We start from the raw sequence: 15,169 nt of genomic DNA, 5'->3' as shown, positions 1-15,169 counted from the left end.
TCACGGCGCCGGGGGCAGCGCGTCGATGATCTGATCCAGCGTGCGACCCATCGCTCCAACGCCTCCAGCGGCAACGTAAATATCGGCCGGATCAAGATACAGAACCTGCCCCGCCTGCACCGCCGCGACGCCGCGCATCAAATCGTTGTCAAGCGTGGCGCGCGCGCTGTCGGACCCGCCGCTGACCGCCTGCCCCCGGTCGATCACGATCAGCCAGTCGGGGTTCGCCTCGGCCAGGTATTCGAACGACACCGGCTCTCCGTGCGGAGAGGCCGCGATATCCTCGACCGCTTCGGGCCAACCAAGACGGCTGTGCAACCAGCCGAACCGGCTGCCGCGCCCGAAGACCGACAGCTTCGGCCCGTTCGTCATCAGGATCAGCGCACTGCCCTGCCCGTCGACCCGCGCGCGGGCGATGTCGAGCTTGGCTCGCAAGGCCACGGCCTGGGCCTCGGCCTGTTCCGCATGGCCGGTCATCGCCCCATAGGCCGCCAACCGCGCCAGCGCATCGCCCACCGCATCCGGGCCGATCGACATATCCAGCACCGGCGCGAGTCCGGCCAAGGGCCGCGCCTGCGCGACCGAGCGGCCACCTAGGACAATCACCTCGGGCTGGGCCACGGCGATCTTTTCAAAATCCGCTTCGAACAGCGTGCCCACCACCGGAATGCCTGCAACCTGGTCCGCAAGCGGCGCGACATATAGCGGCGCCACCACTCCGACCAGCGGCACGCCCAGCGCCGACAGCGTGTCGATGGCGGCCACGTCCAGCGCGACGATCCGCTTGGGCGTGGCGTCCAGCGTGACCGGGCCGGTCGCGGTTTCGACATGCACTGGATCGGCCAGACCTGCACCCGCGCACATCAGCCCTGCGGCAACAGCGAAACAAATCCTTGAAAACATCGCAAAATCCCCTCGCGTCTCTGGCCGTGGCGGCGGCAGACGGCGGCGTGGCTCGGTTAGGACCTTGCGGAAGGGAGGTCAAGAAAATAACTTACTATTTATATCAGAAATAAGGATATCAGAGATGATTAGCTCTACAGCCCGCTTTGAAACGCCCAACGGGGCGAAGTACATCGTCCAACTTTGCAAGCACTTCGCCCACAAGGTCGACGTCAGCTATGACGAGACGTCGGGCCGCGCCGCCCTGCCCCCCGGCCCGGCCACGATGCAGGCGGATGCGCAGGGGCTGACGGTGACCGTCACCGCCGAGGCAGATGACGGCATGACCCGCGCCCGGTTCATTATCGAAGACCACCTGAAACGCTTTGCCTTCCGCGAAGACTTTGAACGGCTGACCTGGTCGCAACCGGCCCCGGTGGCATGATCGGGCAATAGACGCAGACAGGCGTTTGTTGTACACTGTATAGTGAAATGCCTGTTTCCGCGCCGCCCGTCTTCTTTTTTTCCCATCGGAAAATGAAAATCTTTTCCGATGGGAAAATCGGTGCTAGCGTCCCGGGAAACGACAGCCGGGGGACACATGGCCAACACCTATGACGTGATCGTAATCGGGGCAGGAATCGCGGGCGCATCGGTTGCGGCCGAACTGTCGAACGACCAGCGCGTTCTGCTGCTGGAACGGGAATCGCAACCCGGCTATCACACCACGGGCCGCTCGGCGGCACTGTTCACTGTCACCTATGGCCCGCCTGTGATCCGTGCCCTCAGCCGCGCCTCGCAGGATTTTTTCAACGCTTCCTCGCACGAATATGTCGATCATCCGCTGCTGGCCCCGCGCGGGACGCTGTTCATCGCGCGTGAGGATCAGCTTGGTCAGTTGAAACATCTGGCCGAAGAACTGGGCGATGCCGTCACCCCGATCAGCGCCGAAGAGGCCGTCGCCCGCCTTCCGCTGCTGCGGCCCGGGCATATCGTGGCCGCGCTGGAAGACACCAGTGCCGCCGATATCGAGGTCGCCTCGCTGCACCAGCATTACCTGAAAACCCTGCGCGCCAATGGCGGCGAGATCGCGACAAAGGCCGAGGTCACCGGGCTGGCGCAATCGGGCGACAGTTGGACGGTGACAACCTCGGGTGCCACCTATTCCGCCGCGACGGTGGTGAACGCTGCCGGGGCCTGGGCCGATGAAATCGCCAGTCTGGCCGGGGTGTCACCCGTGGGGCTGACCCCGAAACGCCGGACTGCGATGATCGTCGCACCGCCCGCCGGTATGGTGCCCGACGCCTGGCCGATGGTGGTCGACGCGGACGAGGAATTCTATGTCAAACCGGACGCAGGCAAGCTGCTGATGTCGCCCGCCGATGCCACGCCCTCGGCCCCCTGCGACGCCCAGCCCGAGGAAATGGACGTGGCGATCTGCATCGACCGGGTGACAACGGCGCTGGACCTGCCGGTGCGGCGAATCGAACACAAATGGGCGGGCTTGCGCAGCTTCCTGCCCGATGGCGACCCGCTGGCGACTTACGACGCCCAGGCACCGGGCTTTTTCTGGCTGGCCGGTCAGGGGGGATACGGCATCCAGACCGCCCCCGCGCTGGCGCGCACCGCCGCCGCGCTGATCCGGCACCAGGATGTGCCCGCCGATATCGCCGCGCATGGCGTGAATGCCGGTGCGCTAACGCTCAGCCGGAAGGACGCCGCCGCATGATTGCCCTTGTCCCCATTGCCGCCCTTGTCCTGCTGTTGTCAGGGCTTGCGATTGCCTATGTGATCGGCGGTTCCGCGGTTCTGGCCTATGTTGCCATGGATCACACCCGCTATCTGGCGATCCTGCCGCAGCAGATCTTCTCGAAAATCGACGTCTTTGCGCTGATGGCGATGCCGCTGTTCATCCTGGCGGGCGAGTTGATGAACCGGGGCGGTATCACCGCCGCGCTGATCAACCTGTCGATGGCAATGGTGGGCCGGTTGCGCGGGGGCCTTGGCCATGTGAACGTGCTGACCTCGGTATTCTTCGCGGGCATCTCGGGGTCAGCGGTTGCCGATGCGGCGGCGCTGTCGAACACGCTGGTGCCGGAAATGCAGCGGCGCGGGTACACGCTGACCTATGCCAGCACGATCACCGCCGCCTCGTCGATTATCGGGCCGATCGTGCCGCCCTCGATCATCCTGATCTTCTATGGCGCACTGATGGGTACATCGGTCACGGCGCTGTTCCTTGCGGGCATCCTGCCGGGCCTGCTGCTGGCCGCCGCGCTGATCGCGCTGAACGCGATCTATGCCGCGCGCCAACAGCACCCCCGCGTCGAGCGCGAGGATATGCCGCCGTTGCTGCCGACCATCGCACGCTCGCTTCCGGCGCTGTCGCTGCCAATCATCATCCTCGGCGGTATCGTTCTGGGTTGGATGACCCCGACCGAAGCCGCCGCCGTCGCCGTTTTCGTCGCGATGGGTGCGGGCTGGTTCTATTCGGGCCTGACGCTGCGTGGCATCGCCGAAAGCCTGCAACGCACGGCGATGCTCTCGGGGTCGATCTTCATCATCATCTGCGCGGTTTCGGCGCTGGGCCACCTTGGCGCGCTGGAACGCCTGCCGGAATCGATCTCGGCCGCCGTCACCTCGCTGGGGCTTGGTCCGGTCGGCTATATGCTGGTGCTGAACGTGATCTTCATTGTCGCCGGCATGGTGCTGGACATTCCTGTTGCGCTGGCCTTGCTGGTGCCGCTGCTGGCACCGGTCGCGCTGGCCAACGGGGCCGATCCGGTCCACCTTGGCATCGTGCTGTGTTTCAACCTGTGCATCGGGCTGGTGTCACCGCCAATGGGCGGCTGCCTGCTGGTGGTTTCGGCCGTGACCGGGGTCAGCTACTGGACTCTGGCGCGCGCCATCCTGCCCTTCGTGCTGGTGGAAATCGTCGTTCTGGGCATCCTGATCGCCTTTCCGCAGATCAGCCTGTTCCTGCCACAATACTTCGGCTTTGCCGGAGGATAACATAACAAACCGACCGACAAGGAGTGTACCATGAACCTGTCTAACATCGTCAAAGGCGCGGCTGCCGCCGTCGCCATGAGCCTTGCGGCCGCCGCCGCGCAGGCCGAAATCAAGATCGCGCTGGACAGCCCGGCCGATTTGGAAGGATCGGGCAGCTATGTCTGGGCCAACGCCTTTTCCACCTACCTGAACGAACATGGGCTTGAAGCCGAGGAATACCAGCGCGGCGCGCTGGGCGGCGATGACGAACTGTTCGACCAGGTCAGCCAGGGCCTGCTCGAGGTGTCGATGTCGCCGCTGGGCATCGTCGGGTCGATCGACAAGCTGATCTACGGGATGCGCCTGCCCTATTTCTTCGAGAGCATGGAAGAAGTGGACCGCGCGCTCTACGAAGGCGGCATGCTGGAAAAGATCAACGCGGCCACCACGCCCGAAGGCGTGCGCGTTCTGGCGGTTGATTCCGTCGGGCCTGATCTTGGCATCTTCAACACCAAGAAGCCGGTGACCTCGGTGGCCGATATGGAAGGCCTGCGGATGCGCGCGCTGGATGAAAGCCAGATCGCGCTGTACGAAGCATGGGGCGCCTCGGGCACCATCGTCAGCTGGGCCGAAGTGCCGAACGCGCTGCAAACCGGCGTGGCAGATGGCTATCTGAACCCGTCCTTCGTGCCGCTGCTGTTCGGTCACACCGATTTCATCAAGCACTTCACGACCGCCAATATCACCCCCTCGCTGCGGATCGCGATTGCGTCGGAAGACTGGTATCAGGGCCTGTCGGACGAAGACCGCGCCATCGTGGACGATGCCGTGAAAGCGGCGGATGCGGCCAACCGTGAGTGGCTGAAAGGCCAGGACGGCGTGATCGCCAAGCTGGAAGAAGCCGGTGTTGCCGTGGTCGAACTGAGCGACGAAGCCCGCGCCGAATTCCGCGAAGCCTCGCAAGTGGCCTACGAAAGCGACCTGATCTCGAAAGAGCAGATCGCCGAGTGGGAAGCGGCAAAGGGCAACTAATCATGATGGGCACACTTGCCAGACCGCTGGATGCGCTGTCGCTGTTCCTGTTCCGGCTTGCCCTGATCGGAGCGGTGGCCGCCGTTCTGGTGATGGTCTTTTCTGCCGGCTGGCAGGTGATTGCCCGCTATGCCCTGAATGCCCCGCCCATCTGGACCGAAGAACTGGCGCGCCGCGCCATGGTCTGGGCGGGGATGCTGGGGGCGTCCTGCGCGTTTCGCGCGCAGGCCGACCCTGTTCTGTTTCCCAAGGCCCGCGATGTCACGGGCGCCGCTGGAAACGCGCTGGCGCTGGTGCGTCTGGTCGGGGTGATCCTGTTTTCCGCGCCGGTCATCTGGTTTTCGCTGTTCGACGGGCGCATGAACATCGCCCGCGGTTTTCTGGGCCGCAGCGCGATGCGTCAGGCCGAAATGCTGGACGTTCCGATGATCTGGTTCACCGTCGCGGTGCCGCTGGCCTTTGTCATCATCATCATCCACGCGCTGTCGGAAACCGCCACGCGCCTGTCGGGGCAAATGCCCGTTTCGCCCCTGAAATCCGAAGGCTGATAAGGCATGAAGCTGTTCATCGCCGGTCTGTCGACCGAAACCAATTCCTTTTCCCCGCTGCCCACCGGGATGCTCAGCTTTGCCGAAGGCTCGATCCATCACGGCGATGCCACGCAGGACGTGCAGCATTACTGGACCGGGCCGCTCTTCATCTGGCGCGAGCGGGCCGAGGCGCTGGAGTGGGAGGTGGTGGAAAGCCTGTCGGCCCATGCCCAACCCGCCGGGCTGACGGTCAAATCGGTCTACGAAGGGTTCCGCGACGAAATCGTGGCAGACCTGAAGGCAACCGGCGGCGCCGACGTGATCCTGCTGGCGCTGCATGGCGCGATGATGGCCGATGGCTATGACGATTGCGAAGGCGACCTGATCGCCCACCTGCGCGCGATTGCGCCGGATGCGGTGATCGGAGGGCTGCTGGACCCGCATTGTTTTCTGACCGAACAGATGATCGACAAGGCCGACCTGCTGATTGCGTTCAAGGAATATCCCCATGTCGACGTGCCCGAACGGGCCGAGGATATGTTCCGCCTGGCCCGCGACGCCGCCGAAGGCCGGATCAAGCCTGTTATGGCCGATTACGATTGCCGCATGATTCTGGCCATGCCTACGCCGCAGGGCGCGATGCGCGGCTATGTCGATGACATGATGGCGCGCGAGGGGAAGGACGGCGTGCTGTCGCTGTCCTTGGCGCACAGCTTTCCATGGGGCGACCACCCCCGCGTCGGCGCACGCGCGCTGGCGATCTGCGATGGCGATGCCGAACAGGCGCAGGCCGAGGCGCAGCGGCTGGGAAAGGCGCTGTTCGCGCTGCGCCATGACCTGTGGATCGACAACCCCGAAATCGACGCTGCGCTGGACATGGCGCTGGCCGAACCCTCGGGGCCGGTCGTGCTGGGCGACGTGTCCGACAACGCCGGTGGCGGGGCCCCGGCCGATGCCACCTTCCTGCTGCGCCGCATCCTTGAGCGCGGCATCACCTCGGTCGCGACGGGGCTGTTCTATGATCCGGGTGCGGTGCGTATCTGCCGCGAGGCCGGCGAAGGCGCAACGCTGCCGCTGCGCATCGGGGGCAAGCATGGGCCGATGTCGGGCGATCCGCTTGATCTCACCGTGACCGTCAGGAAATGCGCCAGCGACCTGATCCAGCATTTCGGCAAGCTGCCCGCGCCTGTGGGCAATGCCGTCTGGGTCGAATGCAATGGCGTCGACATCGTGTTGAACGACATTCGCGGTCAGACCTTCCACCCCGAGGCGTTCACCCAGCTTGGCATCGACCTGAGCCAGCGCAAGATCGTCTGCGTGAAATCCTCGAACCACTACAAGGCCGGGTTCGACCCCATCGCCACCCGCGTGATCCCGGTGGCCACGCCGGGCGCAATCACGCCGGATTACGCCAACATCCCCTACACCCGGCGCGGCCGCGATTACTGGCCCGCGCAAGTGGATCCCTTTGCATGACCAATCCCCTGATTGCTGCCCGTGACGAATTCGCCACCCGCCATCCTGAATCGCGGATTGCCCTGAACGGGCGCGACTGGGGCTATATCGACGTAGGCCAAGGGCCGGTGCTGCTGCTGATCCCGGGCACGCTGGGCAGGGCCGATATTTTCTGGCAACAGATCGACGCGTTGAAAACGCGCGTGCGGATCGTCGCCACCACCTATCCCACCACGGGCGGCGTGGCGGATTGGGCGGGCGACATCCTCGCGCTGATGGATCACCTTGGCATCGCCAGCGCCACGGTGCTGGGGTCGTCGCTGGGCGGCTACCTTGCGCAGTATATTGCCGGGGTCGCGCCCGAGCGGGTGGACCGGCTGGTCGCCGCGAACACGCTGCATTCGGTGATCGGCGCCGATCAGCGGATGCCCTATGCGCTGGATCTGGATGGCGCGCCGATTGACGACTTGCGCGCCGGGTTTCAGACCGGGCTGAACGGCTGGCGTGCGATGCATCCCGATCAATCCGATCTTGTCGACCTGCTGCTGATGGAGGTCGGCGGCCGCATCCCCGAGGCCGAACTGCGCTCGCGTCTGAAAGGCATCAAGCTGGGACCCGAGCTGCCAGCGCCCGGCCTGCCGTCAGACCGGATCGTGACAATCGAGGCCGACGACGATCCACTGATCCCGCCGGAGATGCGCGCCGCCGTGCGCGCGCGGCTGGCGCCTTCGGTCGCCTATCGCTTTACCTCGGGCGGGCATTTCCCCTATGTCGCGCGCCCGGCGGATTATACCGCCCTGCTGGAACAGGTCATGGGCCTTGACGTGACCGGCCCCGACTGGGGCGAAGACGCAGAGCGCGTGCTGTGATCGTCCTGACCGAAGCCGATGTGGCCCGACTGCTGCCGATGAGTGAGGCCATCGAGGTGATCGATGCCGCCATGCGCGTGGTCTCGGCCCGGGGAGCGGAACTGCCGTTGCGCTCGATTGTCGATGTGGGCGGGGGCAACCGCATGGGCGTGATGCCCGGCGCCATGTCCGACCCGGCCTGTTTCGGGATCAAGCTGATTTCGCTGTTTCCCGGCAATCCCGCGCGCGGGCTGTCGTCGCATCGCGGGGCCTATGTGCTGTTCGAATCCGACACCGGGGCCGCCACCGCGATGATGGATGCCAGCCTGCTGACCGCGATCCGCACCGCCGCCGCCAGCGCCGTGGCCACCCGCGCGCTTGCGCCTGCGGGGGCGGAACGGCTGACCATTCTGGGTTATGGCGAACAGGCGGAACACCATCTGGATGCAATGTGCGCCGTGCGCCCTATCACCCATGTCACCGTCGCCGGGCGCGATGCAGACAAGGCGCGCGCCTTCTGCGATCAGGCAGCTGCGAAACACACCGGGCTTGCATTCGCGCCGACCACCGACATCCGCGCCGCCGTGTCCGACGCGCAGATCATCTGCACCGTCACCGCCGCGCCGACGCCGATCCTGATGGGCGATTGGGTGCCAGCGGAGTGCCATGTGAACGTGGTCGGATCCTCCATCCCCTCGATGCGCGAGGTCGATGACGCCTTTGTCACCCGCGCGGCGATCTGGGTCGATTACCTGCCCTCGACGCTGGCGCAGGCCGGAGAGATCGTCGAGATGATCGGCGCGGGCACGATCACGCAGGACCACCTGCGCGGCGAAATCGGCGCGCTGCTGGATGGAACCGCCCCCGGTCCGCGCGACGGGGATGCCTTTACTGCCTACCGCTCGCTTGGCGTGGCCGCGCAGGACCTGGCAGCGGCGCAGCATGTGCTGCATGGCGCGCAAAAGGCGGGCATCGGGCAATCCGTCACGCTGTAACCTTCGTTTTGCGGGGTGACATTGCCGGGGAAACCGGGTGAATTCGCGCGCAAAGCGAAAAAGGGCATCCTCATGACGACGAACTTGCGCACCGGCGGCCAGATACTGGCGGACCAACTGGCCATCCACGGGGTGAAACAGGCGTTTTGCGTGCCCGGTGAAAGCTATCTGGCGGTGCTGGACGCGCTGCATGACAGCGCGGTCGAGATCACGATCTGCCGTCAGGAAGGGGGCGCCGCGATGATGGCCGAGGCGCAGGGCAAGCTGACCGGTCAGCCCGGCATCTGCTTTGTCACCCGAGGCCCCGGCGCCACCAATGCCAGCGCGGGCGTGCACATCGCTCAGCAGGATTCGACGCCGATGATCCTGTTCGTCGGCCAGATCGGGCGCGACATGCGCGGGCGCGAGGCGTTCCAGGAGGTCGATTATCGCGCCGTATTTGGCACGCTGGCGAAATGGGCCGTTGAAATCGACGATCCCGCCCGCATCCCCGAGGTCGTCTCGCGCGCGTTCCATGTCGCCACCAGCGGCCGTCCCGGCCCCGTGGTCGTCGCCTTGCCCGAGGACATGCTGACCGAGGCCGCCGCCTGCGCCGATGCCCGCGCCTATCGCGTCGCCGCGCCCGCGCCGTCAACCGAGGACGTTGCCGATGTGGTCAAGGCACTGGCAGAAGCGAAACGCCCGCTGGTCATCGCGGGTGGCGCGCGCTGGACGCCCGAGGCGGTCGCCGACCTGACCGCGCTGTCCGAACGTCACAGCCTGCCGGTGGCAGTGTCGTTCCGGCGGCAAACGCTGTTCCCGCGCGATCACGCCAATTTTGCCGGTGACATGGGGCTGGGTGCTGATCCTGCGCTTGTCGACTACGCGAAAAACGCCGACCTGATCCTGCTGCTGGGCGGGCGCATGTCAGAAATGCCAAGCCAGGGGTATACGCTGCTGGATATCCCGACACCGCGGCAAAGGCTGATCCACGTCCACCCGGGGATCGAGGAAATCGGCCGCGTGTACCAGCCGGAAATCGGCATCAACTGCGCCCCGCCGCAATTCCTGACGGCAATGCTGGATGACACCACCGACGCGGCACCGGACCGTTCCGCGCTGATCGCGCCGCTGAACGCCGCCTTCCGCGCGCGGCAGGCACCCCCCGCCCCGCCTCCGGGCAACTTCAACATGGCAACCGCCATGGGCCACCTGAACGAAGTGCTGCCCGCCGATGCGATCATCTGCAACGGCGCGGGGAATTACGCGACATGGGTGCATCGGTTCTACAACTTCCGCGACTTCGCGACCCAGCTGGCGCCGACCTCGGGCAGCATGGGATACGGCGTGCCCGCGGCCGTGGGCGCGGCGCGGCTGCACCCCGGGCGCCGCGTGGTGGCCTTTGCCGGTGATGGCTGTTTCATGATGCACGGGCAGGAATTCGCGACGGCCGTGCAATACGACCTGCCCATCGTGGTGGTGATCGTCGACAACGGCATGTACGGCACCATCCGAATGCACCAGGAACGCGAATACCCGGGCCGCGTCGTGGCGACCGACCTGCGCAACCCCGATTTCGCCGCCTACGCCCGCGCCTTTGGCGGCCACGGCGAACGGGTAGAGCGAACCGAAGATTTCGCCGCTGCCTTCCAGCGGGCAAGCGAGTCGGGCCTGCCCGCCATCATCCACTGCCTCACCGACCCCGAGGCGCTGACCGTTGACCGGTCGCTGTCTGCGATCCGGCAGGCGGCGCAGTCCAATCAGGCATAACAACAAAACGGCGCCCAAGGGCGCCGTTTTTCATTTTAACTGCTGTGCCGATCAGGCGGTTTCAGACGCCGCCGGTTTCTTCTTGCGCACGAAGACGCGGAACACCACGGCGAAGAACAGCGGCACGAAAATCACGCCCAGCACCGTGCCGGTGATCGTGCCACCCATCACGGCCACGCCCACCGCCTTGCGCCCGCCCGAGCCCGCGCCAGAGGACAGCACCAGCGGCAGCACACCCAGCGTAAACGCCATCGAGGTCATGATGATCGGGCGGAAGCGCAGGCGCGCGGCATCGACCACGGCTTCGAAGATACCAAGCCCGTCTTCGACCCGCTCGCGCGCGAATTCCACGATCAGGATCGCGTTCTTGCCGGTCAGTCCGATCACCGTCAGCAGGCCGACCTGGAAGAACACACCGTTCTCGAACCCGAACTGCCAGGCCGCGAACATGGTGCCCAACACCCCGATCGGCATCGCCAGCATCACCGAGAAGGGGATCGCCCAGCTTTCGTACAGCGCGGCAAGGCACAGAAAGATCGCCGCCAGCGACATCGCGTACAGCATCGGTGCCTGCCCGCTGGATTGACGTTCCTCCAGTGACAGCCCCGTCCACGCCACCGAGAAGCCGGGCGGCAGCTGGCTGACCAGACGTTCCATTTCGGCCATCGCATCGCCCGAGGACACCCCCGGCGCGGGCGAACCCTGAAGCTGCATCGAGGGGATACCGTTGTACCGCGTCAGACCCTGCGGCCCCTGCACCCATTCCTCGGTCGTGAAGTTGGCAAACGGCACCAGCTCTCCAGTCGCGTTGCGCACGCGCCATTTCGACATATCAGACGGCGTGGAACGGGCATCGGGTTCGCCTTGCACATAGACCCGCTTGATCCGGCCATTGTCGTTGAAGTCGTTCACATAGGTGCCGGCCCAGGCAATCGACAGCGTATTGCCCACGTCCGAGGGCGACACACCCATTGCCCCGGCGGCGCGCCAGTCGATGTTCAGCTTGAACTGCGCGGCATCTTCCAGACCCGACGGCCGGGCCGAGGCGATCAGCGGGCTTTGCGCCGCCATCCCGAGCAACTGGTTGCGCGCGGCCAGCAGTTGTTCGTGGGTCTGCCCGCCCACCGCCTGCAGGTACATGTCGAACCCGGCGACGTTGCCAAGGCTTGGCACCGCGGGCGGCACCAGCGGAAACACCATCGCGTCGCGGATCTGCGACAACGCGCCAAAGGCCCGCCCCGCAACCGCCTGCACGCTTTGGTCCGGGCGGGTACGTTCGGCCCAGTCGTTCAGCCGCACAAAGGCCAGCCCCATGTTCTGCCCCGAGCCGCCAAAGGAAAACCCGACGACGCCGAACATCGAATTCACGTTTTCGCCCTCGGTTTCCAGAAAGTGGTTTTCGATCTTCTTGATCGATTCCAGCGTGCGCTCGGCCGTGGCGCCGGTGGGCGCCTGAACCAGTGTCAGCAAAGTTCCCTGGTCTTCCTCGGGGAGGAACCCCGTCGGCGTCTGCGTGAACAGCCACGCCATGCCGCCGCCCATCGCCAGATAGATCAGCAGAATGCGCAGCGGGCGGCGCACCACATAGCCAACCGTCCCGGCATAGCCCCGGGTCGCGCCATTGAAGCCCCGGTTGAACAGCCCCGACAGCCCCTTGGTCGATGCGCCATGCGATTTGTGCTTCAGCAGTGTGGCGCAGAGCGCGGGCGTCAGCGTCAGCGCCACCACCACCGACAGTGCCATGGCCGAAACGATGGTGATGGAAAACTGCCGATAGATCGCCCCGGTCGAGCCGCCGAAGAAGGCCATCGGCACGAACACCGCCGACAGCACCAGAGCAATACCGATCAGCGCGCCGGTGATCTGCCCCATGGATTTGCGCGTCGCCTCGCGCGGGGAAAGCCCCTCTTCCTCCATGATGCGTTCGACGTTTTCCACCACGACGATGGCGTCATCGACCAGCAAACCGATGGCCAGAACCATGGCCAGCATTGTCAGCGTGTTGATGGTAAAGCCCGCCAGCGACAGGATCGCGAAGGTGCCCAGGATAACGACCGGAACGGCCAGCGTGGGAATGATCGTGGCCCGCAGGTTCTGCAGGAACAGCAGCATCACGAGGAACACCAGACCGATCGCCTCGAACAGGGTTTTCTGCACCTCGTGAATCGAGATTTCGACGAAAGGCGTGGTGTCGTAGGGAATGGTGTAAACCACGCCTTCCGGGAAAAACTCCGCGAATTCGGCGATCCGCTCTTTGACTCGCTCCGCCGTATCCAGCGCATTGGCATCGGCGGCCAGCTGCAGCGCCATGCCCGAAGCCGGATTGCCGTTGAACCGCGCGATGGTCGAATAGTTCTCGGCCCCGATTTCCACCCGGGCCACATCCTGCAACAGCACCAGCCCGCCATCGGTTTCCGACCGCAGCACGATGTTGCGGAAATCGTCCGGTGTGGTCAGCAACGATTGCGCTGTGATGGTGGCGTTCAGCTGCTGCCCGTCGACCGCCGGAAGCGTTCCGAAAGCGCCCGCCGAGATCTGGGCGTTCTGCGCCGAAACCGCACCCACCACATCCGAGGGCGTCATGTTGTAGGCGGCCAGCTTCGACGGGTCGAGCCAGATGCGCATGGCGTATTTCGCGCCGAACACCTGCACGTTGCCCACGCCTTCGATGCGGCTGAACTCGTCCACGAGGTTGGTGCTCATGTAGTCGGCAAGGTCGGTCTGTTCCAGGCGCCCGTCTTCCGAGATCAGCGCGATCACCATGAAGAACCCCGAGGAGGATTTCTGCACCCGCACGCCTTGCCGCTGCACCGATTCCGGCAAAAGCGAGGTCGCCTGTGCCAGCTTGTTCTGCACCTGCACCTGCGCCACGTCGGCATCGGTACCCGATTCAAACGTGAGCGTGATGCTTGCGCTGCCGTTGGCCGAGGAACTGGACGACATGTAGCGCATCCCGTCCAGCCCGGTCATCTGCTGTTCGATCACCTGCGTCACGGTGTTTGACACCGTTTCCGCCGATGCACCGGGATAGGTGGCCGACACCTGGACCGACGGCGGCGCGATTTCGGGGTATTGTGCCACGGGCAGCGTGTAGATCGACAGCAGGCCAACGCCCATGATGAAGATCGAGATCACCCAGGCGAACACGGGGCGGTCAATGAAGAAACGTGCCATTCAAGGCTCCTGTCAGTCAGGCGGGATCGCGCCCTGGATGGTCAGTTAGAGGCGGCAGGTCGCTCTTCGGCAGTCACGTCCATGCCGGGCGACACCTTCTGAAGCCCTTCGACGATGACGCGGTCGCCATCGCTTAGCCCCGAGCCCACAACCCAGAAGGCCCCCTGATCGCGCTGGATGTCCAGCTCGCGGGTTTCCACCTTGCCCTCGGCGTTCACCACCATGGCGACGGGGCGTCCGCGCCGGTCGCGGGTCACGCCTTCCTGCGGAGCAAGGATCGCACCCTGCACCGTGGCCTGCGGCAGATCGACCTGAACGTACATCCCCGGAAGCAGGAACCCGTCGGGGTTGGGGAATTGCAGGCGCAGCAGGATGGTGCCGGTTTCTTCGTCCACATGCGGCTCGGCAGCCGACAGGCGACCTTCGTGTTCATAGGTTTCGCCATCGGCCAAGCGCAGCGTGACAACCTGCCCGGCCTCTTCCACCGACGACCCGGACCGGCGCCAGCGCAGAATTTCGGCGGCGGCCTGCGTCACATCCACATAGACCGGATCAAGATTGCGGATCACCGTCAGCGCGGTTGCCTGCCCCGAGGTGACAAGCGCGCCCTCGGTCGCCTGGCTCAGGCCCGCGATGCCGGCGATGGGGGCGCGGATCGTCGCGCGCTCGAGGTCAATATCGGCCGAGAGCAGATTCGCCTCGGCCACCTTGACGGCAGCGGCCGCGATGTCGCGCTGGGCCACGGCATCGTCCAGCGCCTGCTGGCTGGATACCGCGCGGCTGCGCAGCTCTTCCTGACGGGCGGATTCCTGTTCTGCGGATTTCAGCGTTGCGCGCGCCTGCGCCAGCGCCGCATCGGCGGCGGCTTTCTGCGCCTCGTAGCTGGCGGCGTCGATCACGAACAGCGGGTCACCTTTTTCCACGGCGGTGCCTTCTTCGTACAGACGTTCGGTGATGATCCCGCTGACCTGCGGGCGCACTTCGGCCACGCGCGAGGCGGCGACCCGCCCCGGCAGCTTCGCCGTCAGCGTGACATCCTGCGGTGTCAAGGTTACCACCGTGACAGCGGGCGCGCCTTGTTGCTGCTGCGCCTGTGCGCCCTGCATCGGCAATGCGGCCAAAGCCACGAAAGTCAGAAGTGTGATGGCCGAATACCGCATTATCTATTGCTCCTGAGGGAGTGTCATCCGCGTTTCGGATACGCAGGCGGCGCCTTCTTGTAAAGTTCCGGCCCCCGGATACCCCGTGCGCAGATGCACAGAATGAACGCAGTGCCACCTCTTGCATCATGGGCTGGTGGTACAGGTCGGGTTCGGGAAGTCTGGAGCGGGCGGCGGGAATCGAACCCGCGTCATTAGCTTGGAAGGCTAAGGTCTTACCACTACACAACGCCCGCTTTTCGAGTCGCACGTGTAAGTCATCGCCGGACTCGCGTCAATGGCAAGCCGGAGGCGGCGCGGGGCCATCCGCACATCTGTCAGCCACGCGCCGGACCATTGCGCAGTGCCCGCAG

12 protein-coding genes and 1 tRNA gene are annotated in these 15,169 nt (G+C 65.2%); 9 read left to right on the top strand and 4 right to left on the bottom strand.

Annotated features, from left to right (window positions below; genetic code table 11):
• Positions 1-903, bottom strand: coding sequence for a siderophore ABC transporter substrate-binding protein (locus tag FGK64_RS15230; RefSeq protein ID WP_138864688.1), 903 nt, complete (start codon positions 901-903; stop codon positions 1-3).
• 124 nt (positions 904-1,027) lie between these two features.
• Here FGK64_RS15230 and FGK64_RS15225 point away from each other — a divergent pair, with 124 nt between their 5' ends.
• The 9 genes from FGK64_RS15225 to FGK64_RS15185 all read left to right on the top strand — a co-directional run bounded on the left by FGK64_RS15225 (position 1,028) and on the right by FGK64_RS15185 (position 10,482).
• On the top strand, positions 1,028-1,327 hold the full coding sequence (locus tag FGK64_RS15225) for a DUF2218 domain-containing protein (protein ID WP_138864687.1): 300 nt from the start codon (positions 1,028-1,030) through the stop codon (positions 1,325-1,327).
• A gap of 156 nt (positions 1,328-1,483) precedes the next feature.
• Positions 1,484-2,611, top strand: a complete 1,128-nt coding sequence (locus tag FGK64_RS15220) for an NAD(P)/FAD-dependent oxidoreductase (RefSeq protein ID WP_138864686.1) — start codon at positions 1,484-1,486, stop codon at positions 2,609-2,611.
• Positions 2,608-3,894: a TRAP transporter large permease gene (locus tag FGK64_RS15215; RefSeq protein ID WP_138864685.1), complete on the top strand. Its 1,287-nt coding sequence runs from the start codon at positions 2,608-2,610 to the stop codon at positions 3,892-3,894. Before FGK64_RS15220 ends, FGK64_RS15215 begins: the two co-directional genes overlap by 4 nt.
• A 30-nt stretch (positions 3,895-3,924) precedes the next feature.
• The gene (locus FGK64_RS15210; protein ID WP_138864684.1) at positions 3,925-4,905 is read left to right on the top strand and encodes a TRAP transporter substrate-binding protein; all 981 of its coding nucleotides are present in this window, start codon (positions 3,925-3,927) and stop codon (positions 4,903-4,905) included.
• Between the two features lie 2 nt (positions 4,906-4,907).
• Positions 4,908-5,453 (top strand): TRAP transporter small permease, encoded by a 546-nt coding sequence (locus FGK64_RS15205; protein WP_246057783.1) that lies wholly within the window; start codon positions 4,908-4,910, stop codon positions 5,451-5,453.
• 6 nt (positions 5,454-5,459) lie between these two features.
• Complete coding sequence (locus tag FGK64_RS15200; RefSeq protein WP_138864683.1) at positions 5,460-6,911, top strand: M81 family metallopeptidase; 1,452 nt, start codon at positions 5,460-5,462, stop codon at positions 6,909-6,911.
• A complete protein-coding gene (locus FGK64_RS15195; RefSeq protein ID WP_138864682.1) occupies positions 6,908-7,759 on the top strand; it encodes an alpha/beta fold hydrolase in 852 nt (283 codons plus the stop codon). The genes FGK64_RS15200 and FGK64_RS15195 overlap by 4 nt, the downstream gene beginning before the upstream one ends.
• The gene (locus FGK64_RS15190; protein ID WP_138864681.1) at positions 7,756-8,733 is read left to right on the top strand and encodes an ornithine cyclodeaminase family protein; all 978 of its coding nucleotides are present in this window, start codon (positions 7,756-7,758) and stop codon (positions 8,731-8,733) included. Before FGK64_RS15195 ends, FGK64_RS15190 begins: the two co-directional genes overlap by 4 nt.
• A 72-nt stretch (positions 8,734-8,805) precedes the next feature.
• Positions 8,806-10,482 carry a thiamine pyrophosphate-binding protein gene (locus FGK64_RS15185; protein ID WP_138864680.1) on the top strand — a complete coding sequence of 559 codons (1,677 nt, stop codon included), beginning with the start codon at positions 8,806-8,808 and terminating at the stop codon, positions 10,480-10,482.
• A 51-nt stretch (positions 10,483-10,533) separates the two neighbouring features.
• On the opposite strand, the gene FGK64_RS15180 is transcribed toward FGK64_RS15185, so the two are convergent.
• The 3 genes from FGK64_RS15180 to FGK64_RS15170 all read right to left on the bottom strand — a co-directional run bounded on the left by FGK64_RS15180 (position 10,534) and on the right by FGK64_RS15170 (position 15,052).
• A complete protein-coding gene (locus tag FGK64_RS15180) occupies positions 10,534-13,656 on the bottom strand; it encodes an efflux RND transporter permease subunit (protein ID WP_138864679.1) in 3,123 nt (1,040 codons plus the stop codon).
• A gap of 41 nt (positions 13,657-13,697) precedes the next feature.
• Positions 13,698-14,816, bottom strand: a complete 1,119-nt coding sequence (locus tag FGK64_RS15175; protein WP_138864678.1) for an efflux RND transporter periplasmic adaptor subunit — start codon at positions 14,814-14,816, stop codon at positions 13,698-13,700.
• A 162-nt stretch (positions 14,817-14,978) separates the two neighbouring features.
• A tRNA-Gly gene (locus FGK64_RS15170) sits at positions 14,979-15,052 on the bottom strand.
• Positions 15,053-15,169 lie beyond the last annotated feature (117 nt).

It is taken from the genome of Arenibacterium halophilum (assembly GCF_005938225.1).
Taxonomy (GTDB): domain Bacteria; phylum Pseudomonadota; class Alphaproteobacteria; order Rhodobacterales; family Rhodobacteraceae; genus Arenibacterium; species Arenibacterium halophilum.
Note: the sequence above shows the minus strand (reverse complement) of the source record. Positions and strands in the feature narration are given on the sequence as shown.

Bases quoted from the DNA above. Each gene is read 5' to 3' on its own strand.
- FGK64_RS15220 (WP_138864686.1), top strand. From the start codon at position 1,484: ATGGCCAACACCTATGACGTGATCGTAATCGGGGCAGGAATCGCGGGC.
- FGK64_RS15195 (WP_138864682.1), top strand. From the start codon at position 6,908: ATGACCAATCCCCTGATTGCTGCCCGTGACGAATTCGCCACCCGCCAT.
- FGK64_RS15185 (WP_138864680.1), top strand. From the start codon at position 8,806: ATGACGACGAACTTGCGCACCGGCGGCCAGATACTGGCGGACCAACTG.
- FGK64_RS15200 (WP_138864683.1), top strand. From the start codon at position 5,460: ATGAAGCTGTTCATCGCCGGTCTGTCGACCGAAACCAATTCCTTTTCC.
- FGK64_RS15215 (WP_138864685.1), top strand. From the start codon at position 2,608: ATGATTGCCCTTGTCCCCATTGCCGCCCTTGTCCTGCTGTTGTCAGGG.
- FGK64_RS15225 (WP_138864687.1), top strand. From the start codon at position 1,028: ATGATTAGCTCTACAGCCCGCTTTGAAACGCCCAACGGGGCGAAGTAC.
- FGK64_RS15205 (WP_246057783.1), top strand. From the start codon at position 4,908: ATGATGGGCACACTTGCCAGACCGCTGGATGCGCTGTCGCTGTTCCTG.
- FGK64_RS15230 (WP_138864688.1), bottom strand. From the start codon at position 903: ATGTTTTCAAGGATTTGTTTCGCTGTTGCCGCAGGGCTGATGTGCGCG.
- FGK64_RS15210 (WP_138864684.1), top strand. From the start codon at position 3,925: ATGAACCTGTCTAACATCGTCAAAGGCGCGGCTGCCGCCGTCGCCATG.
- FGK64_RS15180 (WP_138864679.1), bottom strand. From the start codon at position 13,656: ATGGCACGTTTCTTCATTGACCGCCCCGTGTTCGCCTGGGTGATCTCG.
- FGK64_RS15175 (WP_138864678.1), bottom strand. From the start codon at position 14,816: ATGCGGTATTCGGCCATCACACTTCTGACTTTCGTGGCTTTGGCCGCA.